We start from the raw sequence: 25,187 nt of genomic DNA on the forward strand, positions 1-25,187 counted from the left end.
GAACATCCGACCTGATTCTCTGCACAGCATAACATCAATGAGCCTATGTAACCTTCCATAATCTACTAATCAGTTTATCAGATATTGTCCCTTCATCCGGTTACAACGTTGTCATATTCAGTCGGAAATAAGATAAAAAAGCAGATCACATTTAAGAACATAATCTCTTTTACATGAATGTGTATCGATTTCGTATCAGTGATGTCATAAATTGACGATATTCCATCTATTAATGTAACTTTAAAGTATACATATACCGGAATAGGAAGTATTACAAAAAAAACGGATCATTAGTTCAACGTACTCTTTAAGATGGAAATGAATACTCACACAAGTGTGCTCAAAGATAGACGCGTTTGGATTATACTCCAATCAAAATTGCTTCCCTAGAACTAAATAATGGCGAAGATTACATGTTGAAATATTTGGCCAAGAAAATTCAGGGGTTCTATGTATAGCTGACTTATTAAGCTAATTTAGCTTCTGAAATTACAAAAAGCTTCTGTCTCACCGATGGGAACAAGGTCCCTTGGGCGAGGCAGAAGCTTCCTGCTATACGATACTTTAACGATTAACCGAACAGTTTTGCCGCGTGGCGTTGTTCGTAAGCAGCGATTTCATCATCATGTTGAAGAGTCAAACCGATATCATCCAATCCTTGCAACAGGAATTGACGACGGTGCTCATCCAGATCAAAATCGATATGCAGTCCGTATGCATCAGTAATCGTTTTGTTTTCCAGATTTACATTCATCTCATAGCCTTCATGTGTCGCTGTACGTTGGAACAAGTCTTCAACTTGCTCTTCTGACAACTTGATTGGCAAGATTCCATTCTTAAAGCAGTTATTATAGAAGATGTCTGCATAAGATGGAGCGATGACACAACGGAATCCATAGTCCAAAATCGCCCATGGCGCATGCTCACGGGAAGATCCACAGCCAAAATTGGCACGTGAGATCAGGATGGATGCCCCTTCATAACGAGGTTTGTTCATTTCGAAGGAAGCATTATTGTTGCCCTCTTCATCAAAACGCCATTCATAGAACAAAAATTGTCCAAATCCGGTACGTTCAATCCGTTTCAGGAACTGTTTTGGAATGATTGCGTCTGTATCTACATTGACCCGGTCTACCGGTGCAACGATGCCTTGTAATGTTTTGAATTCTTCCATATTAAACGTTCTCCCTTCTGTCTGTTATAGATTAGATCGCTGCTTCTGTTTTGAAATTCCAGTCCCGTACGTCCACAAAGTGACCCTTAACTGCTGCTGCTGCTGCCATTGCCGGAGATACCAGATGCGTACGTCCTCCGCGTCCTTGGCGTCCTTCAAAGTTACGGTTGGAAGTCGAAGCACAACGTTGTCCTGGCTTCAATACATCCGGGTTCATCGCCAGACACATACTGCATCCCGCATCACGCCATTCAAATCCGGCTTCCGTAAAGATTTTATCCAAACCTTCTTGTTCAGCCTGAATTTTAACACGTCCTGAGCCTGGTACAACAATTGCTGTAACCTGACTGGATACCGTGTGACCTTTAGCCACTTGTGCTGCTGCACGCAGATCTTCGATCCGTCCGTTGGTGCAAGAACCGATAAATACATAATCAATTGGAATCTCGGCGATTGGTGTTCCCGGTTCAAGTCCCATATATTCAAGCGCTTTTTCAGCCGCTTTGCGTTCGTTTTCTGTAGGCAATTCAGCCGGAACAGGAACTTTCGAAGAAATGTCGGTTCCCATACCTGGGCTTGTTCCCCAAGTTACTTGCGGAATCAATGTCTCCACATCGATTTCAACCACATGGTCGAACTCGGCACCTTCATCGGTTACAAGTTGTTTCCAACCCTCTACAGCTTCATCGAATTTCGCATCCGCTGGTACGTATTCACGTCCACGCAGATATTCAAATGTTGTTTCATCCGGCGCGATCAATCCTGCTCTTGCTCCACCTTCGATGGACATGTTGCAGACCGTCATACGCTCTTCCATGCTCAACTCACGGATGGATTCACCTGTGTACTCAATAACATAACCTGTTGCAAAGTCTGTACCGTATTTGGCAATGACTGCGAGGATCATGTCTTTCGCGGTTACACCCGGGTTACGTTTGCCGACAAAACGAACTTCCATCGTTTTAGCTTTTGCTTGTTGCAAACATTGAGTTGCCATAACATGCTCAACTTCACTTGTTCCGATTCCGAATGCCAGTGCGCCAAACGCACCATGTGTGGACGTATGACTGTCACCACATACAATCGTTTTACCCGGGTGAGTCAGACCCAGTTCAGGTCCCATAACGTGTACAACGCCTTGATCAATCGTGTCCAGATCATACAATTTCACGCCGAAATCACGGCAGTTTTGCGAAAGTGTATCAATTTGTTGTTTGGAGATAGGATCTGTAATGTTGAAACGGTCTTTCGTTGGAACGTTGTGGTCCATTGTTGCAAATGTCAGTTCAGGGCGACGAACTTTACGTCCGCTGAGACGAAGACCTTCAAATGCCTGTGGAGAAGTTACTTCGTGCACCAGATGCAGATCGATATACAGAATGCTTGGTTTGCCTTCTTCTTGATGAATTACGTGATTTTCCCAAATTTTCTCAAACATCGTTTTTTTACTCATCATTTTCACCTCATTATAAGTTCGGTCCTTGGAAGAGCCTCTGTTTTCTTTAAAAAGTGAAGCTCTTGAATGACATAAATATATCACCCTGTCCTTCATTGTTCCAAGATATAATATCTATAGATGTAATAGGTTTAACCTATAATGAGAGAAAGACAAATAAACCACTGCTCATCGCAGAGGTTTCAATTGATAACAATTATCATTATCATATAAGTCTTATACTACGTTTCCGCTGCTTCGCTGTCAATGCTTTTTATCTAGAACATAAAAAACAGCCCTGAATCCAGAGCTGCTTTGCTAGTTTATGTTATGAAATGAAAATTTATTATATCAACGCCTTCTATAGGAGAGTACTTGTCCGACTACTGTATTACAAACCGTTATTCGCAATCACATCTTTGTACCAATAGAAACTCTTCTTTCGTTTTCTCTCCAGTGTTCCATTGCCGTCATTATCCTGATCTACATAAATAAAGCCATATCGTTTCTCCATCTCTGAAGAAGAATAACTAATCAGATCAATCACTCCCCAACTGGTATAGCCGAGCAGTTCAACACCGTCCAGAATCGCCTCATGCATCTGTTCAATGTGAGAGCAGAAATAATCAATACGATAATCATCCTGAATGCTACCATCCGCTTCAATCGTGTCTACCGCTCCAATTCCATTTTCAACAATAAACAAAGGCACCTCGTAACGGCTGTACAGTTCATTTAGTGAGATGCGCAGACCTACCGGGTCAATCTGCCAGCCCCAATCATTCGTTTGCAGATACGGGTTCTTTACCCCTCCAGTTGTATTGCCACTCACCTGCTCCAATCGGTCGCCATCCACACTTGATACCAGGGACATATAATAACTGAATGAGATAAAGTCCACAGTGTGTACTTTCAAAATCTCTTCATCCCCCTCAAGCATATCCAGGTTAATCCCTTTTTCGGCAAAAAATCTCTTCGTAAAGTACGGATACGCTCCACGCACCTGTACGTCCGTAAACATAAGATTGAATTGATTATCCCGGGAAGCAACAAGTACGTCTTCGGGATTACATGTATGAGCGTATGTTGTCAGTTTGGTAAGCATACATCCAATCTGGGAACCGGGAATGATCTCATGACAGTATTTCACTGCGAGTGCACTCGCTACAAATTGATGGTGCAACCCCTGATATACAGCTTGCTCCACATTTTCGAAACGCTCCGGAACAATACCACCACTCGTAAACGGATGACGAACAATGCTGTCAATTTCATTAAATGTAATCCAATACTTCACTTTGTCCTTATAACGGGTGAACACGGTTTTACAAAAGTGAACAAAATACTCGACAACTTTCCGATCCGTCCATCCACCGTGGTGATTCACCAGATACATCGGCATCTCATAATGCGACAACGTAATTAATGGTTCAATCCCTTGTTTCAGCATGCCATCAATAACGCGGTCATAGAACTGCAAACCGGCTTCATTCGGCTCTGTTTCGTTGCCATTCGGGAAAATTCGGGTCCAAGCAATAGATAAGCGCAACGTTTTGAGACCCATCTCCCCAAACAGGGCCAGATCCTCCTCATAGCGGTGGTAAAAATCAATGCCTCTGCGTTTCGGATATTCTCTGTCCGAGCTAGACTCCATCGCAGTTTTGATCTGTTCTTCATTGATCGCATTATGTTTTTTATACTCACTCTTGGCTACACCTTTTCGATAGATAGCAATGTCGGCTGTAGACACACCTTTGCCATCCACATTCCACGCTCCTTCTGCCTGATTGGCAGCAATCGCTCCTCCCCATAGAAAATCTTCTGGAAACGTTCTTGTTGTATTGGTCATTGTGTATTCCTCCTTGGATTATCTCTGTAACTCTTTGATTTTTGCTCAATTGCGACTCATGACCCGATTGATATGAATAATCAAATACATCATCTCTTCATTGGAGATCGTATGTTCAAAGCGGGCTTCAATATAATCCTTGATTAGCAGTACGCAGGCTTCTTCCTGCGGATATTTATTCGCGATCTGCTCAAAGAGCTCATGATCCTGCGTGTTTAATGTTTTATGTTCAAAAAGCCGTTGAATGAAAAACTGCAAATGAGTCAAAAAGCGTGAATAGTTGATGCTGTGTGTATCCAGCTCCACTTGATAGTGAATTTTGATAATATTGAGTACATCCTTGACTGTATTGGTCATCATCATGACCTGATTCATATTGTCATCATTCTGCTGGGCATTAACGAGATGAAAGGCAATATTCGCCGCTTCCTCTTCAGGCAGGGAGAGTCCAAGCTGTTTTTGAATGAGAGACAGGCCATGCAACCCGATACTGAACTCCTGTGGATAGAACTTTTTCACTTCCCACAACATTCGATTCTGGATCGTCATATTGTCCTTGAATCGCTTCATGGCCATATACAGGTGATCTGTTAATGAGACATAGAGATGATCACTCAGATGGCGGGACAATGTATGTTTGGCGTGGGAGATGATTTCATCAGCCAGAATCAGGTATTCTTTTGGCGTTTCCTTCATCAGGTCGGTGAGATCCGAAGAGATCGTTTCATTTTCAAGAACATAGATCTTCTCGATCTCATCCTCCCCTACGACATCTCCCGGTTTGCTCCTGTAGCCGATGCCCTTTCCCATCACAATAATTTCCTTGTCATCCTCACCACGTCTGGCAAGAACAATGCTCGAATTCAATATTTTTATGACTTCCATATCAGGCAGCCTGCCTTTCATTCATATTTCAGCGGGTTATAACACCGTAATTAATGGTTTCCCCGGTCCTGTTGTCGCCGCAGTTTCATTGCCCAGTATCTCCAAATAATCCGATGAATTGGTCACAATTACAGGGGTCGTCGTGTCATAACCTGCGGCTTGTATAGCTTCAAGATCAAATTCGATCAGGAGCTGACCATGAGAGATCTGTTCTCCCTCGTTCACTTTTACATCAAAATGCTGGCCTTTCAGTTTCACCGTATCCAATCCGACATGAATCAGAAGTTCTACCCCCTCTACCGATCTCAGACCGATGGAATGTTTGGTACGGAACACCGTTTCAACGGTACCATCAAACGGGGCAAACACCTTGCCAACACTTGGCTGAATGGCCATACCTTGTCCCATGGCTTCTTGCGAGAAGGCCTCGTCCTTCACCTCTCTTAATGGCAGAACTTTACCTTCCAATGGAGCAAAAACGATCTTTTTCGATTTGATCCCTGTGGATGGCTGGATTTCAGATTCGCCTCTCGCTTTGTTTGTAGGACTGCCTGCTATCGGCACTGCTGTTGGAACAACATCCTGAAATCCAATGACATATACGGCGACAAACGCGACAATGGCAGAGATCAGCATGGTAATAATCGCATAGATAATATTCATATGATCTTCACTGATAAACATAGGCATAGATGCAATCCCCGGACCCACGGCAGCATATGCCTTGAGATTCACAATACCTGCGAACAACCCAGCGACTCCGGCGCCGATCATGCAGGCAAACAGCGTTTTCTTGAGCCTTAAATGTACACCGTACAGAGCAGGTTCCGTGATACCGAATACACCTGAAATTCCTGCAGACAAAGCGACTTGTTTCAGCTTGATGTCTTTGGTTTTGAATGACACCGCCAGTGCGCCTGCTCCCTGCGCCATATTGGATGCCAGCATCGCGACCAGCACCAGTGTTTCATATCCAGGTGAAGCCAAGGCTGCGAAAATAATGGGATAAAATACTTTATGCATACCAAACATGACAATCAGAGGCATCAGTATAGCCATAATGACAACGGTCAACCATCCAATCTTATCCTGAATCCAATAGATCAGGTTGGACATTCCCGTTCCGAGATACATTCCCAGAGGTCCAAGTACAATCAGGGCAACTGGAGCAACAATGAGAATAACAATCAAAGGTTTAAGGAAAATTTTGACCGGTCCTGGTGAGATCTTGTCCGCGAACTTTTCAATGTAAGACATGAACCAGACCGTTAAAATAATCGGTACCACGGATGTCGCATATTGAACGGATGCAACAGGTATGCCAATAAAGGACACCGGATCTTCACCGCCAAGCAGACCAATCATATTCGGGTGTAACATGATTCCACCAAACAGAACGGCAACAAAGGGGTTCGTTTTAAATCTATTTGCACTTGAGTAGGCCAGTAGAATCGGAAGAAAGTAAAAGGCAGCATCAGACATGACACTCAAAACGGTATATGTCTGGCTCTCTTTAGACATCAGGCCGGTCACGGTCGCCAGTAGCAAAAGTGCCTTAAGCATGCCCGAGGCAGCAATGGCTGGGATAATAGGTTGGAAAATGCCTGCAATGACACTGGCAAAAGTATTAAACAGACCTTTGGGGCTATAATCCGCTTTTTGTTTCTCCTGAATCTCGTTTGATTGCCGAGTACCCATCCTCTTGGCCAGTTCATTGTAGACGTACGCGACGTCATTACCGATAATAACCTGATATTGCCCGCCGCTATTCACTGCGCCAATAACACCATCGAGGCTCTTAATTTCTTGGGTCTTCGCCATATCCGGATTCTTCAGGGTAAGTCTGAGCCTGGTAGAGCAATGAATTAACGTGTTGATATTATCATTGCCACCGACCAACTCCATAATCGATTGGGCTAATTGTTTGTGATTCATAACGACACCTCCGCCATTTCTTCATGATGGGAACAAAAAAAGACCTAAAAAGGGTAGGAAAAAGAAACTCTTCCCACCCAATCTAGGTCTTGCCTGCCGAACAGTAACACGCCATCGTTGGATGAATGTTATTCAATTATATGAACGAAAAAGAATATGAGCATTTGAAATGGTTCTGTGCTAACACTTGAAACTGCTAAACATGAAAACGTTGATTTTGTTTTACCCGGGTAAGTGGTTCTTATTAAGCGTTTTCAAAATCAGTATATCAACTCTTCTGATGGAGTGCAAGCGGTTAAGCGAAATTAATGATTTCTTCATCTGTAATGATATAATGGTGGCATAACGAAAGGAATGACCAATGACGATGGAATTCAGACAACTTCAATATACGTTGCAAATTGCGGCCGAACGCAATTTCTCCCGGGCAGCAGAGAAGCTGCATATTGCCCAGCCTTCATTAAGCCAGCAATTATCCAAATTGGAAAAAGAATTGGGTGTACTCCTTTTTCAGCGTAATACGAGTACCGTAGAGTTAACCCATGCCGGTGTTACGTTTGTCGAGCAAGCCCAGAAGATCGTAGATGCCGTGGAGCTATTGCGTCAGGAAATGTCCGATATCTCCCAGCTTCGCAAAGGTAAAGTCGTTGTGGGCAGCATGCCGATCACGGGCTCACACTTGCTCCCACATGTGCTTCCTGCGTTCCAACAAGCTTATCCCGAGATTGAGGTTACCTTATTGGAAGACTCCGGGCTTACACTTGAGAAATTGACAGCAAGCGGCAAAGCAGATCTCAGTCTGTTATCTCTTCCTTTACAAGAGCCAAGTCTCGCCTATGTTGCCATTGGAGAGGAAAAGATTGATCTGGCCGTTCCCCCGAATCACCCTCTAGCACGCAGGGCAGATCCGGAGCATCCGCTTCCTGTGCGAATTGAAGAGCTTCGTGATGAACCGTTTGTTGTATTGAAAAAAGGACAGGGTTTCCGCAAACTTACATTTGATCTCTGTGAGCAGGCTGGTTTTGATCCCCAAGTTGTGTTTGAAAGCACCAATATTGAAACCGTTCAGTCGCTGGTCGCCACAGGTATGGGTATTACCCTGGTTCCACGCTTTATTGCCCGTGCGCCGCGCAGTGAGTTCGTGCCTGTGTATGTGCCACTTGCTGAGCCTACTCCCAGCAGAACACTAGTTGTCGCTTATCGTCAAGGCAGAGTGCTGTCGAAGGCAGCCGAAGCATTCATCCATACGTTTCAACAAACCGTGACCGAACTGTCAAAGGGAGACTAAAAAATTTCTCCTATGAGTATGGGTACATTTCATACTGTAACAAAACAAAGGCTTGACCCTTATGGGCCAAGCCTTTGTCATATACTCGTTTCCCGCATCCGCAGGATAGAGTTCTTACATTGCAATCACAGTAACTGGTTACAGTACAATGTTGCTTGTTAAATTGTTTAGCTTCAATGCTAATTTATAATGTTAACGTAGAAACGTACATAAGAAAACTTCATGTTTGGCGGTTTATTTACGCAAATTACGATCGCTTGTCAGCCTGTTTTGCTGATTCATGACACGGCCTTCGTCCTGAACAGTTGAATCAGGGGGGGATAGCCCTCCTGCTCCATTCTCTAAGAATGCCCTTAAGTGATCTTCCCTTGTGTTATCCTGTTCCAGTCTCCTGAGCGTATCTTTCACATGGTTGTCCATTGATTGATCATCTCCTTGGTAACGGGATAGTTATCATTACCCGTGTCCTGGAAGAATAAACACTTTTTCTGAAGAATTTTATTTCAGTTTTTATTTTTTGCCAAAATAAACGCCAGGTCGACGGTCTTCAAATACGGGAATACGTCCGCGAACCTCATCTACCAGAGCTGGACGAATAATTCCGGTCACGATCTCTTCCTCTTCGCCACCTTCAGCCACAATCTCACCCCAAGGATCAATGATAAGGGAATGTCCGAAAAATTCAGTCTCTCCCCCTTTACCTACACGGTTACAGGCGATCACATACATCTGATTCTCAATCGCTCGTGCCGTAAGCAACGTACGCCAATGGTGCAGACGAGGGTTCGGCCATTCGGCCGGTACAATCAATGCCTTGGCACCATTCAAAGCAAGGGTACGGGCAAGTTCCGGGAACCGGATATCATAACAGATCGAAGCACCCGCTGTCAGACCGTTCTCCAATTCAAAAATTTCAGGTTCCGCACCAGGCTGCAGATATTTCTCCTCATCCATCAAACGGAACAAATGTAATTTATCGTATCGAGTTACCTGTTTTCCTTCACGATTATAAGCGTACATTGTATTGTATATTTGACCATCCCGTTTTTCAGCGATTGAACCGCCAACGATGGAAATTTGATGTTTTTGAGCAAAAGCAGACAGCCATTCCCGAGATTTCTGGCCTTCCGGGTCAGCGAGTTCATGAATTTGAGTCAAAGCGTATCCGGTATTCCACATCTCAGGTAACACAGCCAGCCCCAGATCCGGATATTGTTCTACCGCACGCTCAAGCAACGTCTGCATATGTTTATGATTGGCCTCAGGGTCTCCGAGTTGAATATCGCCCTGAATCAGGGCTACACGCATTTCTCCCTGTTGTTTTTCTGTCATGACAAGCACTCCTCTGAACCGTAATACCTGCTATCATAGCTTGATCCTCTTGAGGACTGCAACCCTGTTTTTATTATGAACTTGCACACAACAACTCAGGGAGCAGGGTCAACAATCGATCACTCGTGAGTGCATCACCCACATTCCAAGTTGACTCCTCCACAGGGTATACCCGTCCATTCTGCACAGCCGGAAGGGCCTGCCAACTGGGACTTTTCATCAGCATCTCTGTAGCCTGTCTTGCCACAACTTCCTCAGGCAGCATAACAAACACATGATCTCCCGCGTACTGACGTACCGCTTCAGCCGAAATTTCCTTATAGGCTCTGCCTGCCGAAAGTGCTTCTCTTACTTTGGTAACTGGCCTGAATCCCATTGGATGATATAACATAGGCGCCAGACCGATATTGCCCATAACAAATAATCGTGCACCCCGATGGTATGTAAATACGGATGCCGTTTCCCCCTCTTCAATCACAGTATGGATCTTCGCCCACATCTGCTCAGTACGCTCAGCATAGGTGGTTAGCCATTGTTCAGCCTGCGGTTGTCTGCCAAACCAGCTGCCCAATCTGCGCATTCGTTCTTCCAACGTAGCATGTGAATTGTAAGCAAGCGTCGGTGCAATCCGGTAAAGTTGTTCATACTGCTGTTCATTGCTGCTATCAAAAATAATCAAGTCCGGCTTCATGATAACAGCGGCTTCCACATTAACCGGGGCGACCGCGTCATATGTCCGATCTTCCAGCAACTGAATGCCCAGCATCAGCAGATCCCCAGCGGAATCTCCGTAATACATAATTCGCTCTGGGTTAACTGGAATATTCACATCATGACCCAACCAATCTTGTACTAATGTCTGCTGCTGAATCGATCTGTCATATTGACGAGGAGATAATCCGGTCATTTGGCGAAAACGCCTGCTGAAATAATACTCATCCTTAAACCCCACGCGGCTCGCTATATCCCGAAGTGGTTCATCTGATTTGCGAAGCCAATCCTTGGCATGTTTGATGCGTACATGATTCACATAGTCGAGCGGCTTGTGACCCGTGAGTTGTCTGAACAGGGTCGTATATTGTACAGGTCTGATCTCCGCAAGACGTGCCAGTTTCTGTACAGTGATTTCTTCAGCATAATGGTCGTCTACATACTGAATCGTACTGTGTAGTCTTGCTTCCATACTCTGTTCCGTCTTTGGAGAAGTGTACCGGGTAATGATCATCTCCATCCATTTTTGGAACTGTGCATTCAAATGACTGTATTCGGCATCTGTTTTATAATTCCGAATGACATACATCTGCTCCAGCAACCCACTTAACGGAGCATAGGGATAACCATTCAATTGGTTTCTGTGCTCAAATACAGGGCGGGTAAAGAGCTCGGGATCACCCGTCAACACATGAATAACATCAAAAGCCATTATGATATATTTCAATTCCGAGTTATTACGATGTTCAATCTGGTACCCCTCTCCCGGAGAAAGCGGATAAACACATCCCGTAGTAAACGGAAAATGTTCATGTCCTATATATAAACGCCCATCCCCTTCTTCACAGATCAGGAAGGCATGTTTCTCGCAAGCAACTTCCAACATCACCTGTTCAGGTGGTTCAATTCGACGTACCAGATGATCCAGCCGAAACATGAATGCTGAAAAGAACAACGTTCCCCCATCGGCATCCAAAGCCTGCATGTCGGTTCACCTCGTTTTTCTAAAATGAGAATAATTATCAATCATTCTGTATGGTCTGATTATAAGCGAGAGATTGTTAATAATCCAGATATGAGTTTAATCAGCAAAAAGAGCGTTCAACGAAATGTTGAAGGCCCCTTTTACTTTTTTTATAAATGCATTACTCAAAGGTGTTACTGCTGCCTCACTAGCTCGTCACCATTATTGAATCATCTGTTTTGGCAGCTCTTGTAACAGCCACTCCCTGGAAAGAGCATCACTCGAAGCTTTGGCGATATCAAAGCGATATACTTTTCCTTCTTTCACCGCAGGCAGGTTCTTCCAGATTGTACTATCCAGCAATTCCTTGGTGGATTGTTTCGCATCGTCGGTCACGGGATCCAGAATAAAAATCCGATCACCGGCAAATTCAGATAATTTTTCAGTCGAAATCTCTACAAATCCCATGTCTTCATCCAATACTTTCTGGATTTCCGCGGTTGGCTTCAGCCCGTCTTTTCCGTATAACAACTGTGGCAATCCTGCACCCGCCATGACAAACAGACGATTCCCGGGATACATGGTGAATACTGAAGCAGTCTCCCCTTCTTTTAATCCGTTCTCATGAAGTTGTGTCCACATCTCTTCAGTCGCTTTTTGATGAGCCGTAATCCAGTCCTCCGCTTCTTGCTTCTTGTTCAACAAGTCGCCAAGGATACGCATTCGATCTTCTATTGATCCGAACGAATCAAATGTAACCGTGGGTGCAACCTTCGCGATCTGATCGTATTGTGCCTCATCACTGTTCGAGAAAATGATTAGATCGGGATTCAAGGCTAGCGCCTTTTCCACACTGATAGGAAACCCTATATCCTCTGCCTGAGCAACCTGATCATCAAATACGGTTCCCTCTTGACGAAGTATGCCGACAGGAACAACACCAAGAGCGAGCAGATCCCCTGTAACTTCTCCATGATAGATAACTCGCTTCGGATTTACAGGGACCTCAACCTCATGGCCAGTCCAATCTTTGAATACTCGGGTCTCGCCCTCGTTCGTCTCTTCCGTTGCGGGTTGGGTCTCCTTGGTTTCTGTGGCTGCTTTGGAATCATCTGCGCCAGCAGCAGGTGTTGCAGCCTGATTTCCACATGCCAGCAGCAGAATGGATAACCACGTAACCGTAAATAATACTGCCGTATTTCGAATGCCCTTTTTCATTTCTATTTCTCCCCCTATATCATGTGCGTTGTGCAATAAATTAATGATATTGATTATCATTATCGGACATTATCATAAAACATGGCTTCTCTCAGCTCAATGGACAAAACTAAATGAGCACTTTCAGTTTTGTACAATACTCCGCTCTTTGCGCCTATGTACTGTATATTCAAGTGTATTTCCCTCTATACAGCTCGGGATTGGCGTGATAAATTAATGAGAACTATTTGCCATTTTTAATAACCGGAGTGATGAATCTAATGACCCATTCAGACCATATAACTGCTCGTTCAGCCTTTACGATACCAACTTCTGATGTGATGGCACAGCTGCCAACGCAATTTTTTGCTACCCTTGTTCAAAATGTAAATCGTGAAATCGCAAGTGGACATGACGTGATTAATCTGGGTCAGGGGAACCCGGATACACCTACACCACCTCATATTGTGAAAACACTGCAAGAGTCGGCTGAGAATCCCCTCTACCACAAATACTCCCCTTTTAGAGGGTACTCTTTCCTGAAGGAAGCCGTCGCCAAACGTTATAAGGAAGATTACAACGTTGATCTGGACCCCGAGACTGAAGTAGCCATTCTGTTCGGGGGCAAAACCGGATTGGTTCAGTTACCTCAGGTCCTGCTTAACCCCGGCGACACCGTTCTCGTTCCCGATCCGGGCTACCCGGATTACTGGTCTGGTGTAGCACTCGCCAAAGCAAACATGTCATTTATGCCATTGCTGGAGTCCAACGCATTCCTGCCGGATTACGAAGCTGTTACAGCCGAAAATCGGGAGAAGGCCAAGCTGATGTTCCTCAACTATCCCAACAATCCAACGTCGGCAACGGCTCCCCTTTCGTTCTACGAAGATACGGTTGAATTTGCCATTCAAAATCAAATCGTCATTGCCAGCGACTTTGCTTACGGTGCGATTGGATTTGACGGACATCGTCCCGTAAGTTTCCTGCAAGCCCCTGGTGCCAAAGAAGTGGGCATTGAGTTCTATACGTTATCCAAAACATATAATATGGCTGGATGGCGTGTTGGATTCGCACTTGGCAACGCAGAGATTGTCTCTAAAATCAATCTGCTTCAGGATCATATCTATGTCAGTCTTTTCGGTGGAATTCAGGCTGCGGCAACGGAAGCACTTACTGGCTCCCAGGAATGTGTTACTTCGCTGGTTTCACGTTACGAATCCCGTCGCAATGCATTTTATGACTCTCTTTCCTCGATTGGCTGGCAAGCTTCGAAACCCGCAGGTTCATTTTTCAGCTGGTTGCCTGTACCTGCCGGTTATACCTCTGCTTCATTTGCAGACTTGTTACTGCGAGAAGCCAAGGTGGCCGTAGCCCCAGGTATTGGTTTTGGTTCACATGGCGAAGGCTATGTGCGCGCGGGACTGCTAAGTGATGAAAACCGATTACGCGAAGCTGTGGAGCGGATTGGCAAGCTGAATTTATTCAAGTAATTTACAGGATCATAACCCCTTTGCATATGCCAAGTTTCCATGGTATGTTATAAGAAATATTGAACGAAACGTGATGACGGGACCAGTAAGAGAATATCAGTCGCGCCCAGAGAGTAAATTCCACCCTGCTGAAAGAATTTACCGCGGCTCTTCTCTGAAACCTACCCCTGAGCGGCCTGTTACGTGCAGGACAGTGCCTTCTGTTACAGGGCATGAAGCCGGATGATCTAATCATCAATAAAGGTGGTACCGCGGAAGTAACGAACTTTCGTCCTTTTTAACTAAAGGGCGGGAGTTTTTTTTGTACCCGCTAAAGCCTGCTCCAGAAGCACTTATTAATCATGTTTAAGGAAGTGAAACCATGACTTCACGTATTGTAGTTAAGATTGGAAGCAGCTCGCTTACAACGGAAGAAGGCGGTCTGGATCGCAGTTCGATCACTTTTTTTGCCGGAGAAATTGCAGCATTAGCTGATCAGGGTCATGAAGTACTCCTGGTCACCTCAGGAGCGGTAGCGGCCGGATTCCGGGAGATCGGTTACCCTCAGCGGCCCAAACAGTTGCATGAGAAACAAGCTGCAGCAGCCGTTGGGCAGGCATTACTGATGCAGGCATATCAACAGGCTTTTGCAGCGCACCGCGTTACTACGGCGCAAATTCTGTTAACTCGTACAGACTTTCACAGTCGTAAACGCATGGGGAATGCAGGTATGACCGTAGAGGAACTGCTTAAACAACGAGTGATTCCGATTTTTAATGAAAATGATACGGTATCGGTGGATGAATTGAAGTTTGGTGATAATGATCTATTGTCCGCATTGGTTGCAAACCTGGTGAAGGCACAGCATCTGATCATTCTTACCGATACCAACGGGCTGTACACCGCAGATCCGCGCAAAGATCCTTCTGCCGTGCGTTACGACCGTATTCCCGAAATCACGGCTGAGATCTACGCTTTTGCTGGAGGCTCAGGATCATCGGTTGGCACAGGTGGAATGCGATCCAAAGTTGATGCAGCCAAGGTTGCTACACGTGGAGGCGTACCTGTATTCGTAGGAAGTGTGAAAGAACCAGGAGATATGCAGAAAGCCGTTGATGGCACGGGCAAAGGAACTTACTTTGAGACACGACTCGCTTCGCTATCCCGTAAAAAGCAGTGGCTTGGCTTCATGTCTACTCCGCTGGGAACAGTCGTTGTGGATGATGGTGCTGAAGAAGCCCTTGTCCATGGGGGGCACAGTCTTCTACCTGTAGGGGTCAAGCGAGTACTGGGAACTTTCCATGCAGGAGACGTCGTAGAGGTCATTGGCATGGACGAAACTTTGCTTGGTCGCGGTATTGTCAATTATGATGATGACCAGCTTCGACTCATTGCCGGACTTCCCAGTGGCGAAGTAATGAAACAACTCGCTAGCATCCACAGACTTGAGGTTATTCATAGAGACGAGTGGATTACGTTAAAATAACTATGAAGCTATATAGTGGTTAAAATTTTAACTTTATATATATGAGGAGGAATTACGATGAGTGAAGTCAGAGAAAAAGCCAGCAAAGCCCAAGCAGCGGTTCCACAGCTGAACCGATTGAATACAGAACAGAAAAATACGGCCCTGCATGTCATGGCAGATGCTTTGATTAAGGAGACGGATTCCATCATTACGGCAAACGCCGAAGATCTGGAACGCGGCAGAGAACAGGGTACGCCGGAATCCATGCTGGATCGGCTCGCACTTAATAAGGAGCGCATTGCTGGCATTGCTGAAGGGTTACGTCAGATTGCAGATCTGCCTGATCCAGTCGGTGAAGTGTTAGAGACATTCACCCGTCCAAACGGATTACATGTTGAAAAATTAAGAGTGCCGATTGGCCTGATTGGCATCATCTACGAAGCTCGTCCTAATGTAACTGTAGACGCAGCCGGATTATGTCTCAAAACAGGTAATGCAGTGCTTCTGCGCGGCGGCTCCTCTGCCCTGTCTTCCAATCGTAAAATTGTGGAGGTGCTGCATCAGGCACTCACAACGACAGACATGCCTGCTGATGCTTTGCAACTGGTTGAAGATGCAGATCGTGCTTCCGTTGATGAGATGCTCAAGTTGAACGGGCTGCTGGACGTTATCATTCCACGCGGAGGCGCTTCCCTCATTCGTAATGTGGTTGCCAATGCAACGGTACCTGTCATCGAAACTGGGGCGGGCATCTGCCATACCTATGTGGATGAATCAGCCGATCCAGTTATGGCAGCCGAAATCGCCATCAATGCGAAGGCACAACGTCCATCTGTATGTAATTCCATGGAAACGTTGCTACTGCATGCCGCATACGCGGAAGAGCACCTGTCTGCTCTTGCCGAGCAATTCCGTGAGGCCAATGTGGTCTTGAAAGGTTGCGACACGGTGCGCCGTCTTGTTCCTTCTGCCCTTGAGGTAACCGAGGAAGACTATGCGACTGAGTACAACGACTACATTTTAAATATCCGGGTGGTCGAGAACCTGGACGAAGCGATGCAGCACATCGCACATTATGGAACCAAACATTCCGAGTGTATCGTAACCCGGGATACAGCCCATGCAGAGCGCTTTATGCATGATGTGGATGCAGCAGCCGTCTATCACAATGCGTCCACACGTTTCACCGACGGGTTTGAATTTGGCTATGGAGCCGAAATCGGAATCAGTACCCAGAAACTGCATGCTCGTGGACCGATGGGACTGCCAGCACTGACATCAACCAAATATCGGATTACAGGCAATGGACAGATTCGTCAATAATATCCCAGCACCAGTTATATAGGAGGAACGGTAAATATGAGTCAAGAGCAACAGACGTTACTACAACAGAAGATTACTTTCCACGGAGCAGGCGCGATGGCTGAAGCCATCGTGCGCGGACTGATCTCCCGCCTAGTCGTTCGTCCTCAGGATATTACGATGCTGAACCGCAGCAACCAGAAACGTCAGGAGGAGCTCAGTACCCGTTATGCAGTACATACCGGAACGGCTTCACAATCTCTGGATCACCTTGCCTCCACTCCGGTCATTGTACTCTGTATGAAACCCAAAGATGCTGCCGTAGCGCTGCGCGAACTTGGGCCACTGTTATCACCGGATCAACTGATCGTGTCTGTCATCGCCGGATTATCAATCCGCACGATGCAGTCCTTGCTTGGTCGTAAACAACCGATCGCGAGAACCATGCCAAATACATCCAGTACCATTGGACTTGGTGCAACCGGTCTTGCCTTCTCTGCGGAAATTACGGATGATCAGCGCAGTACGGTGATGACCATGTTTGAAGCGGTTGGTATCGTGACTATCGTACCTGAAGATAAACTCGAAGTGCTCACTGGGATTTCCGGAAGCGGCCCTGCTTATGTATACTATTTAATGGAGGCCATGATTGCCGCAGGTATTCGTGGTGGCTTATCTAGCCAGCAATCTCGTGATCTCACTGTTCAGACGGTGCTTGGCGCGTCACGTATGGTACAACAAACCGGTTTGGAACCGATGAAGCTTCGTAGTGATGTGACATCCCCGGGAGGGGCAACCCAGGCAGCACTGAAAACGCTGGACGAAGGAGATTTCTTTGAAAATGTAATCGCAGCCGTCAACCGCTGTGCAGAGCGCTCACGGGAGATGGGAGCTGCTTTGGAAGGGGATTTAAAATGAATAACATGTGCACAGCCACATATCGTCTGCATGATGATCATGCAGACTTTCGCAAGAAAGCTCAGTCCATCGCGATCGGCATGACCGTGGGTAGCTGGACGGAGTTGCCACAAGCCCAGCGTGAAGCGATGCAAAAACATCTGGGTGAAGTAATCAGCGTAGAAGTAAATGAAGCTGAAGGCATGGCTGCGGGTGAGCGTTACGCCGATATTACTATCGGATATCCTGATGTTAACTTCAGCCGTGATATCCCTGCCCTGCTCGTGACGGTCTTTGGCAAAATCTCAATGGATGGCCGGATCAAATTAACAAAGCTTGGTTTCTCGGATGGCTTCCTCAGTGCATTCCCGGGACCAAAGTTTGGACTGAATGGTGTTCGTGATCTGCTTGGTGTGCATGATCGTCCACTGTTAATGAGTATCTTTAAGTCAGTTATCGGGCTGGATGCAGATGAACTGCGTGAACAATTTATTCGTCAGGCCCTTGGTGGCGTTGATCTGATCAAGGATGATGAGATTCTGTTCGAAAATAAATTGACACCTATCGAAAAGAGAGTCGAGGTCTGCATGAAAGCTGCCGAACAGGCACGCCAGGAGACGGGCAAGAAACTTCTGTATGCAACCAATCTTACAGGACCTACATCTCGTCTGAAGCAACAAGCTGAACGTGCCATTGGTGCAGGAGCCAATGCCCTGTTGTTCAACGTATTGTCTTACGGATATGATGTCCTGCATGAACTCAGCAGTGATCCTGATATTAATGTGCCAATTATGGCTCACCCTGCTCTTGCAGGTGCACTGTATCCTTCACCACATTACGGCATGTCCGCTTCGGTTGTACTAGGCCAGTTGATGCGTCTTGCGGGTGCCGATCTGGTACTCTTCCCTTCTCCTTATGGTTCGGTTACGATGCCGAAGGAAGAAAATATGGCGATCACGGAGCAATTACTGACAGCTGATCTGCCAGTACGAACCAGTATGCCAGTGCCTTCAGCTGGTATCCATCCAGGCCTTGTACCGCTCATTTTGCGCGACTTTGGTACAGATGTCATCGTTAATGCTGGTGGCGGTATTCACGGACATCCTATGGGCACTGAGGCAGGCGGACGTGCATTCCTGCAAGCCATTGAGGCAGCTCAGCGTTCCATTCCACTCGCGCAATATGCAACCGAGCATCCGGAGCTGAAAAGCGCATTGGACCTGTGGGGTGGCGAACGATGAGAAGTGATAAAAAAACAGTCATTTTCTGTGACTTTGACGGTACGATTACGCTCTCGGACAATATTGTCGCGATCATGAAACATTTCAAGCCTGAGGGCATTGAAGCGATTATGAAAGATACGATTGAGCAGAACATCTCGCTGCGTGAAGGTGTTGGAGCCATGTTTGCTCTGTTGCCCGCATCGCAAAAAGATGAAATTGTGGAATTTGTGCTTGGACAAGCGGGGATCCGTGAAGGATTCAGCGAATTTCTTGACTACGTTCGCAGCGAAGGGATCGAATTCAATGTGACCAGCGGTGGTATGGACTTCTTTATCGAACCCTTACTCGCGCCATTCGATATCCCTAAGGATCATGTCTATTGCAATGGAGCTGACTTCTCGGGTGAAACCATTAAGATTGAATGGCCGAATCCCTGTCAGCCTCCTTGTGAAAATGGCTGCGGCATGTGCAAAACAACCGTGATTCGTACCTTCCCGGAAGAACAATACAATCGAATCCTCATTGGAGACAGTCTGACAGACTTTGAGGGTGCAAAGATTGCCGATCTTGTCTACTCTCGCTCCATTTTGACGGACAAATGTATTGAACTTGGTGTGGACCATGTGCCATTCGCTACCTTTTACGATATCATCGAAGATATGAAACAGAAGCAAACACAAGGAGTGCTGTAAACGATGGGCTTTGAAAAGATTACATTGGAACACAAACGTCAGGTCCTTGAAGAACTGGCTGATATTAAAGCGTTGTTCGCCAGTCGTAACTGGTTCCCCGGAACAAGTGGCAATCTGTCGATGCGTGTAGGAGATTTTGACCCGGAGCAATTTTATTTTGCTGTTACCGCCTCAGGCAAAGACAAATCTCTTCGCACACCGGAAGACTTTCTTTTTGTGGACAAACACGGCAAAGCGATTGAGACAACAACATTGAAACCAAGTGCCGAAACGTTGATTCACTGTGAAATCTATCGTTTGACTGGTTGTGGCGCTGTATTCCACGTGCATACCGTGTTTAACAACCTGATCAGTGAATTCTTTGGAGCAGATGGACACGTACCGATTCAAGGAATCGAATTGATCAAGGCTTTCAACATTTGGGAAGAAAATGCGGAGATTCGTGTACCTGTCCTGCCTAACTTTGCAGATATTCCATCTATCGCTGAATTGGTGCCAGGTGTACTTGATGCCAACGTACCAGGGATCTTGCTTCGGAACCACGGCATATATGCCTGGGGTAAAGATGCTTTTGAAGCGAAACGTCATCTGGAAGCGTTCGAGTTCCTGTTCGAAGTGATGTACCGTCAACTTCTGTTGAAGGGCGCCACGAAATAGCAATCATTTATTCGAAATCAAAGCTGCATAACCAAAAAACACGCCAGAGGCTGATATACGTAGCCCTTGGCGTGTTTTTATGCTATGGGATAACAGCGATTAGAAGGTTGCTCTGTCATCGTAGTGTCAGTGTAACTTTTCTTTAGGTCACTCTACAGTCGATCATCCCGATCCTTGAATAAAAAGAGACTGTCTGCTCCCTCATCATTTCGATGAGCAGCACTTTGGATACCCGTCCCCCGTTGCTTGCCAAACAGCAGTTTCAAACCGCCAAAAATGAGTAGCAAGGATACAATGACGGTGTTTAAATAGGAACGTATCTCATACGTCATAAATGCATTTGGGAAGAGCTCATTCAGCTGTGGAATGACAAGTCGGATCGTCAGGTAATATAGACCCAGCGCGGCAATCCCGAATCCAATCAGACGCTGATGGCGGGCCCAGTCCTTGAAGATCGGTTGATCAACCAAAGGCTCGCGTCCATAACGACTGGAGCACTGGAGCCCGTCAAAGAAGCTGTAGAACCAGACCAGTGGAATCATGAACAGAAACACAGATAAGTGAAGCAGGTCCAGAACATAGATGCTGCCCAGGAACAGGAACATCAATTGCATGCCTCTTTTTTGCAATCCCAGATAGAGATGACCCGCACCTGGAAAAGCGGAAAGCAGCGTTGCAAGCACTTTGCTACGTCGTCCGGCTACTCTGCCCATCTCCAATTCTTCGAATAAAGTCCGATCCTGTAACACCTCACCAGCCTGCTTACGGTGGACATGTTGCACCGCATCAAACATGCAGTATACCCATATTACAGGCAGTATGAGCAGGAACATTAAAAATACGGATTCATTGGTGATCGAAGCCACAAAAACCATCATGGCAAATGAACCAAAGAACGCCATCAGAAACGACAACCCGCGATGCAACAATCCCAGATGAAGGTGGCCCAATCCCGGAACAAATGAGAGCAAAATGGTGAAGAACCGTTCACCCTCACTGCCTTTTCGATACATGGGTTGACCATAGGGTCCCTCAGGATGGCCATATTCACCACCTGGATGTTGACGTAGCTCATCTTCATTCATCTGCTCCATAGGCCCTTGCTGACCCATGTATGCTCCCTGGTAGGCTGCTCCTTGGTGTGGAGGAGATCCATAAGGCGCACCGTATCCCCTATAATGTGCTTCTCGGGCAGAAGGTGTACGGAGCAGAACAATAACCATATCCAGCATGCTGATCCCCCAGAAGAAAGCAGCAAAAAGTGCACCGAAAATCAATAAATCTCGTTCATTAGTGACCATGGCTAACATGAATGAGCCAACAGCTGTTCCGAAGAAAAGCAATGGATAGATCACAGCCCTTGCAGCCCGTCCCCAATACATGAAACCGAGACCTGGTATCAGGTTTAATAGAAATGCGAGTAATTTGTTACGATCTGAGTGCACAGTCGTCATCCTTTCTTTTCAGGCAATGCGAAACTATTTATGGTTTAGGCTTGAGGTTATCCAGCCATGAAGTGGCTGCCTCCGTCCATTTCTCGGTAAATGACCCTCTGTGGTCGCCATCCTGGAACTTGTGATAGGGTGCTACCTTGTCAAAAAGTCCAGACGAGAGGAAGATCAATGTCAAACAGGCCGCTACCGCGTAATGGAACACTTTATGATCAAGCCAGCGCCGGTTTCGTCCAGCACGGGATTTGCGTTGTACCTTGGGTGATTGAATGCCCTCAATCCGATGCATGACTGAATCCGCAAAACCTGTCGGGTCATGTAGCGGAGGCAGTTCTCCATGTATACCAAGCGCTTCCAGATAGATGTCCATCGCATCCGGATCTTCCATCAGAAGCTGTTCCATTTGGTTCGCTTGAGTTTCACTCATATGGCCTTCAATATAATCAGTCCATTGCGCAGCGGTATACTTCTCCTGTTTACTCACGCCATTCATCCTCCTTCCAATGTTTTCGAATCCACTGCCGTGCACGATACAAGCGGGATTCCACAGTCTTCACAGCCACCTGTGCATCACTGGCAATCTGCTCATAATTTTTTTCGCTTAGATAATACGCAGTGATAATGTCACGATGCTGAGCAGGCAACTGATTAATTCGTTCGCGAAGTTTATCCTGACGTTCTTCACGAACGAGACGGGTAAGAACGTCTTCATCCCGTCCGGGCATATTGATTATTTTTTCTTCTCCACCCAGATCCTCAGCATTTCGTCTGCCCAGCTTGCGTTTGGCATCAATCGCTTTGTGAAAGGCAATTCGGGTTAACCACGTTTTGAAACCTTCAGAACGGTAGTCGGGGAGAGACTTATACATCTGTATGAACGCCTCCTGAGCTGCATCCTGTGCTTCCTGATCGTTCCTGAGTACGGAATAGGCCACATGGTATACATGCTGGCTGTACTTATCAATCAGAGTACGCATCTGGGATGTATCTCCTTGACGGATTTGTTCGATTACGCGCGCTTCATCAATAACTCTCCCCTCCTCTCCAATACAATAGACGACAGCCTGTGCGTTAACCCCTGCGTAATCCATCAAATTTTTGTGAAACAAAATGAATTCATTGCCTGAAAGGTTGATGTTGCTGATAACTCATCCAATCTTTAATCCAAAAAAAACAGGCACAGAATGACTTCTGGCCTGTTTTTTGTTCCTGCCTACGCTGGAATTAACGTCCACCATTACGAAACCGCTGCGTGTACGCCTTCGCGTCTTGAACGGTCTTGACACGATTGCGACTCCACTCAAGCAGTATTCGATCGATATACCGGAAATGTACTTTGCCTGCAAAAACTGCTTCCTTCAGAGCCATTAGAATCAATTCCTCTTGATAACGGTCCTGATCCAACCAGCCGGATATCGTCTCGCACTCCATTGGAGAGAGCGGACGTCCAAATTCTTTTTCAAAGATGGAGAACATATTCCGTTCTTCCTCTTCTTTTTGAACACTGTTCGAATCTTGACGTGCTGTATTGCTACTCTGCTGCTCCGCACGGAATGCGGCTACTTCTTCAGCAGTGCACGCTGCAAGCTTGGCATATAATCCATGTAAATCATATCGCTCGTACTGGATGTCCCGTTCTTCGTCACGGTGCTCGTCAATAGCAATATACCCATCCCTCATCAGACGTTGCAACATTCTGGCAATACCTTCAGGTGCAAGTCCCATGCGCGCCGCAAGCTCTTCAAGCGTGGGAAACTCATTGAACTCTGCCTGACGGAACCCTAGCAGTTGAATCAGAAGAAGCACTTCTGCATCTGATAGGCCAAGCTGGTGATAAAAACGTAACAAGGCATACGGCAGATGGGCTGTACCCGAAGTCATGCCATAAGCTGCTCCATCCAACCAAGCTTTGGATGTGGTGTCTTCCATAGATGCTCCTCGGTTAAACATTAAGGGTACAGACGATAGAGCATACGTGGGAATGCGATTGTTTCACGTACATGATCCAATCCACAGATCCATGCTACCGTCCGCTCCAATCCCAGACCGAAACCGGAGTGAGGAACCGATCCGTATTTACGCAAATCCAGATACCATTGGTAAGCTTCATCCGAGAGATTGTGCTCCTCAAAACGTTGTTGCATCAATTCCGGATCATCGATACGCTGCGAACCGCCAATAATCTCTCCGTAGCCTTCTGGTGCAATCATATCAGCACAGAGAACAACTTCTGGACGATTCGGATCTGGTTTCATATAGAATGCCTTGATTCCAGCAGGGTAATGCGTGATAAAGACGGGTGTATTGTACTTCTCAGCAATTGCTGTTTCGTGCGGTGCACCAAAATCTTCTCCCCAAGGAATATCAAAGCCTTGTCCATGCAGGAATTCAATTGCTTCATCATACGTAATACGCGGGAATGGAGCTACGATGCCTTCGAGTTTGGATACGTCACGACCGATAGATTCCAGTTCTGCACGGCAATTTTTCACTACGGATTGAACGACATGAGCGATAAATTTCTCTTGTACACGCAGACTTTCCTCGTGATCTACAAATGCCATTTCCGGCTCAATCATCCAGAACTCAATCAAGTGACGACGTGTTTTGGACTTCTCCGCGCGGAATGTTGGACCAAATGAATATACTTTGCCCAGCGCCATAGCTGCGGCTTCCATATACAATTGACCACTTTGTGTCAGATAAGCATCTTCATCAAAGTATTTGATGTGGAACAGGTTCGTTGTTCCTTCCGCAGACGATGGTGTCAAAATCGGAGGATCAACTTGTGTGAATCCGTTACCATCAAAGAACTGCTGAACAGCACGAATAATCTCTGCCCGAATCACCATAACAGCACGTTGCTTCGTAGAACGAAGCCACAGATGACGATGGTCCATCAAGAAATCAACACCATGCTCTTTAGGCGTAATTGGATAGTTTTCAGTCAGGTGAATGATTTCAACCCCTGTAACAGTCATTTCGTAACCGGACGCACTGCGAGGTTCTTCACGAATAATACCTGTAACATACAAAGAGCTTTCTTGAGTCAGGCTCTTGGCATTGTTCCAGATCTCTTCACTAACTTCACTTTTCACAACAACCCCTTGGATATATCCGGTTCCATCACGCAGCTGCAAAAACTGAATTTTACCGCTGGAACGTTTGTTGTTAATCCATGCACCGATTGTTACGGTTTCGCCCACATGCTCGTTCACATTACGAATTACACAATTCGTATTCATGCCCATATCTCCC

The 25,187-nt window shown here is 46.1% G+C and carries 22 protein-coding genes; 8 read left to right on the forward strand and 14 right to left on the reverse strand.

The annotated features are described in order from the left end of the window. Window positions 1-571: 571 nt before the first annotated feature. From leuD to MKY44_RS17295, 5 genes are all read right to left on the reverse strand, one after another. Window positions 572-1,174, reverse strand: a complete 603-nt coding sequence (gene leuD / locus MKY44_RS17275) for a 3-isopropylmalate dehydratase small subunit (protein WP_036607574.1) — start codon at window positions 1,172-1,174, stop codon at window positions 572-574. 31 nt (window positions 1,175-1,205) lie between these two features. After that, entirely contained in the window at window positions 1,206-2,627 is a 1,422-nt protein-coding gene (gene leuC, locus MKY44_RS17280) for a 3-isopropylmalate dehydratase large subunit (protein WP_036607575.1), read from the reverse strand. Between the two features lie 373 nt (window positions 2,628-3,000). Beyond that, complete coding sequence (locus MKY44_RS17285; RefSeq protein WP_341008009.1) at window positions 3,001-4,458, reverse strand: glycoside hydrolase family 1 protein; 1,458 nt, start codon at window positions 4,456-4,458, stop codon at window positions 3,001-3,003. 45 nt (window positions 4,459-4,503) lie between these two features. After that, window positions 4,504-5,343 (reverse strand): BglG family transcription antiterminator LicT, encoded by an 840-nt coding sequence (gene licT / locus MKY44_RS17290; RefSeq protein WP_341008010.1) that lies wholly within the window; start codon window positions 5,341-5,343, stop codon window positions 4,504-4,506. Window positions 5,344-5,379: 36 nt separating this feature from the next. Continuing rightward, window positions 5,380-7,278: a beta-glucoside-specific PTS transporter subunit IIABC gene (locus tag MKY44_RS17295; RefSeq protein WP_341008011.1), complete on the reverse strand. Its 1,899-nt coding sequence runs from the start codon at window positions 7,276-7,278 to the stop codon at window positions 5,380-5,382. A 367-nt stretch (window positions 7,279-7,645) separates the two neighbouring features. On the opposite strand from MKY44_RS17295, the gene MKY44_RS17300 reads away from it, so the two are divergent. Then, entirely contained in the window at window positions 7,646-8,566 is a 921-nt protein-coding gene (locus MKY44_RS17300) for a LysR family transcriptional regulator (RefSeq protein WP_076318119.1), read from the forward strand. Between the two features lie 234 nt (window positions 8,567-8,800). On the opposite strand, the gene MKY44_RS17305 is transcribed toward MKY44_RS17300, so the two are convergent. The 4 genes from MKY44_RS17305 to MKY44_RS17320 form a co-directional block, all read right to left on the reverse strand. After that, the gene (locus tag MKY44_RS17305) at window positions 8,801-8,986 is read right to left on the reverse strand and encodes a hypothetical protein (protein ID WP_017687767.1); all 186 of its coding nucleotides are present in this window, start codon (window positions 8,984-8,986) and stop codon (window positions 8,801-8,803) included. A 90-nt stretch (window positions 8,987-9,076) separates the two neighbouring features. Then, window positions 9,077-9,898 (reverse strand): carbon-nitrogen family hydrolase, encoded by an 822-nt coding sequence (locus MKY44_RS17310; RefSeq protein ID WP_341008012.1) that lies wholly within the window; start codon window positions 9,896-9,898, stop codon window positions 9,077-9,079. A gap of 73 nt (window positions 9,899-9,971) precedes the next feature. Then, on the reverse strand, window positions 9,972-11,594 hold the full coding sequence (locus MKY44_RS17315) for an AraC family transcriptional regulator (RefSeq protein ID WP_341008013.1): 1,623 nt from the start codon (window positions 11,592-11,594) through the stop codon (window positions 9,972-9,974). A 201-nt stretch (window positions 11,595-11,795) separates the two neighbouring features. Further along, window positions 11,796-12,791, reverse strand: a complete 996-nt coding sequence (locus MKY44_RS17320; protein ID WP_341008014.1) for an ABC transporter substrate-binding protein — start codon at window positions 12,789-12,791, stop codon at window positions 11,796-11,798. A 260-nt stretch (window positions 12,792-13,051) separates the two neighbouring features. On the opposite strand from MKY44_RS17320, the gene MKY44_RS17325 reads away from it, so the two are divergent. The 7 genes from MKY44_RS17325 (at window position 13,052) to MKY44_RS17355 (ending at window position 20,478) form a co-directional block, all read left to right on the forward strand. After that, window positions 13,052-14,260 carry a pyridoxal phosphate-dependent aminotransferase gene (locus MKY44_RS17325; RefSeq protein ID WP_341008015.1) on the forward strand — a complete coding sequence of 403 codons (1,209 nt, stop codon included), beginning with the start codon at window positions 13,052-13,054 and terminating at the stop codon, window positions 14,258-14,260. Between the two features lie 361 nt (window positions 14,261-14,621). Further along, window positions 14,622-15,725 carry a glutamate 5-kinase gene (gene proB, locus MKY44_RS17330; protein ID WP_341008016.1) on the forward strand — a complete coding sequence of 368 codons (1,104 nt, stop codon included), beginning with the start codon at window positions 14,622-14,624 and terminating at the stop codon, window positions 15,723-15,725. Between the two features lie 57 nt (window positions 15,726-15,782). Beyond that, on the forward strand, window positions 15,783-17,030 hold the full coding sequence (locus MKY44_RS17335) for a glutamate-5-semialdehyde dehydrogenase (RefSeq protein ID WP_341008017.1): 1,248 nt from the start codon (window positions 15,783-15,785) through the stop codon (window positions 17,028-17,030). Between the two features lie 36 nt (window positions 17,031-17,066). Next, on the forward strand, window positions 17,067-17,927 hold the full coding sequence (gene proC, locus MKY44_RS17340) for a pyrroline-5-carboxylate reductase (protein ID WP_341008018.1): 861 nt from the start codon (window positions 17,067-17,069) through the stop codon (window positions 17,925-17,927). Next, window positions 17,924-19,147 carry a 2,3-diketo-5-methylthiopentyl-1-phosphate enolase gene (locus tag MKY44_RS17345; RefSeq protein ID WP_339283226.1) on the forward strand — a complete coding sequence of 408 codons (1,224 nt, stop codon included), beginning with the start codon at window positions 17,924-17,926 and terminating at the stop codon, window positions 19,145-19,147. Before proC ends, MKY44_RS17345 begins: the two co-directional genes overlap by 4 nt. Continuing rightward, the gene (locus tag MKY44_RS17350) at window positions 19,144-19,821 is read left to right on the forward strand and encodes a 2-hydroxy-3-keto-5-methylthiopentenyl-1-phosphate phosphatase (protein WP_076250021.1); all 678 of its coding nucleotides are present in this window, start codon (window positions 19,144-19,146) and stop codon (window positions 19,819-19,821) included. Before MKY44_RS17345 ends, MKY44_RS17350 begins: the two co-directional genes overlap by 4 nt. Window positions 19,822-19,824: 3 nt before the next feature. After that, window positions 19,825-20,478 (forward strand): methylthioribulose 1-phosphate dehydratase, encoded by a 654-nt coding sequence (locus tag MKY44_RS17355; protein WP_036607600.1) that lies wholly within the window; start codon window positions 19,825-19,827, stop codon window positions 20,476-20,478. Between the two features lie 152 nt (window positions 20,479-20,630). On the opposite strand, the gene MKY44_RS17360 is transcribed toward MKY44_RS17355, so the two are convergent. The 5 genes from MKY44_RS17360 to asnS all read right to left on the reverse strand — a co-directional run bounded on the left by MKY44_RS17360 (window position 20,631) and on the right by asnS (window position 25,174). Next, on the reverse strand, window positions 20,631-21,923 hold the full coding sequence (locus MKY44_RS17360; protein WP_341008019.1) for a multi-tm2 domain protein: 1,293 nt from the start codon (window positions 21,921-21,923) through the stop codon (window positions 20,631-20,633). A 37-nt stretch (window positions 21,924-21,960) separates the two neighbouring features. Continuing rightward, window positions 21,961-22,413 carry a hypothetical protein gene (locus tag MKY44_RS17365; RefSeq protein ID WP_047843538.1) on the reverse strand — a complete coding sequence of 151 codons (453 nt, stop codon included), beginning with the start codon at window positions 22,411-22,413 and terminating at the stop codon, window positions 21,961-21,963. Continuing rightward, window positions 22,406-23,038, reverse strand: a complete 633-nt coding sequence (locus tag MKY44_RS17370) for an RNA polymerase sigma factor (RefSeq protein ID WP_341008020.1) — start codon at window positions 23,036-23,038, stop codon at window positions 22,406-22,408. Before MKY44_RS17370 ends, MKY44_RS17365 begins: the two co-directional genes overlap by 8 nt. Window positions 23,039-23,153: 115 nt before the next feature. Further along, window positions 23,154-23,858: a DnaD domain-containing protein gene (locus MKY44_RS17375; protein ID WP_081745877.1), complete on the reverse strand. Its 705-nt coding sequence runs from the start codon at window positions 23,856-23,858 to the stop codon at window positions 23,154-23,156. Window positions 23,859-23,878: 20 nt separating this feature from the next. Further along, window positions 23,879-25,174, reverse strand: a complete 1,296-nt coding sequence (gene asnS, locus MKY44_RS17380) for an asparagine--tRNA ligase (RefSeq protein WP_017687752.1) — start codon at window positions 25,172-25,174, stop codon at window positions 23,879-23,881. Window positions 25,175-25,187 lie beyond the last annotated feature (13 nt).

The sequence above is a fragment of the Paenibacillus sp. FSL R7-0026 genome, assembly GCF_038004485.1.
In the GTDB taxonomy this organism is placed as follows: domain Bacteria; phylum Bacillota; class Bacilli; order Paenibacillales; family Paenibacillaceae; genus Paenibacillus; species Paenibacillus xylanexedens_A.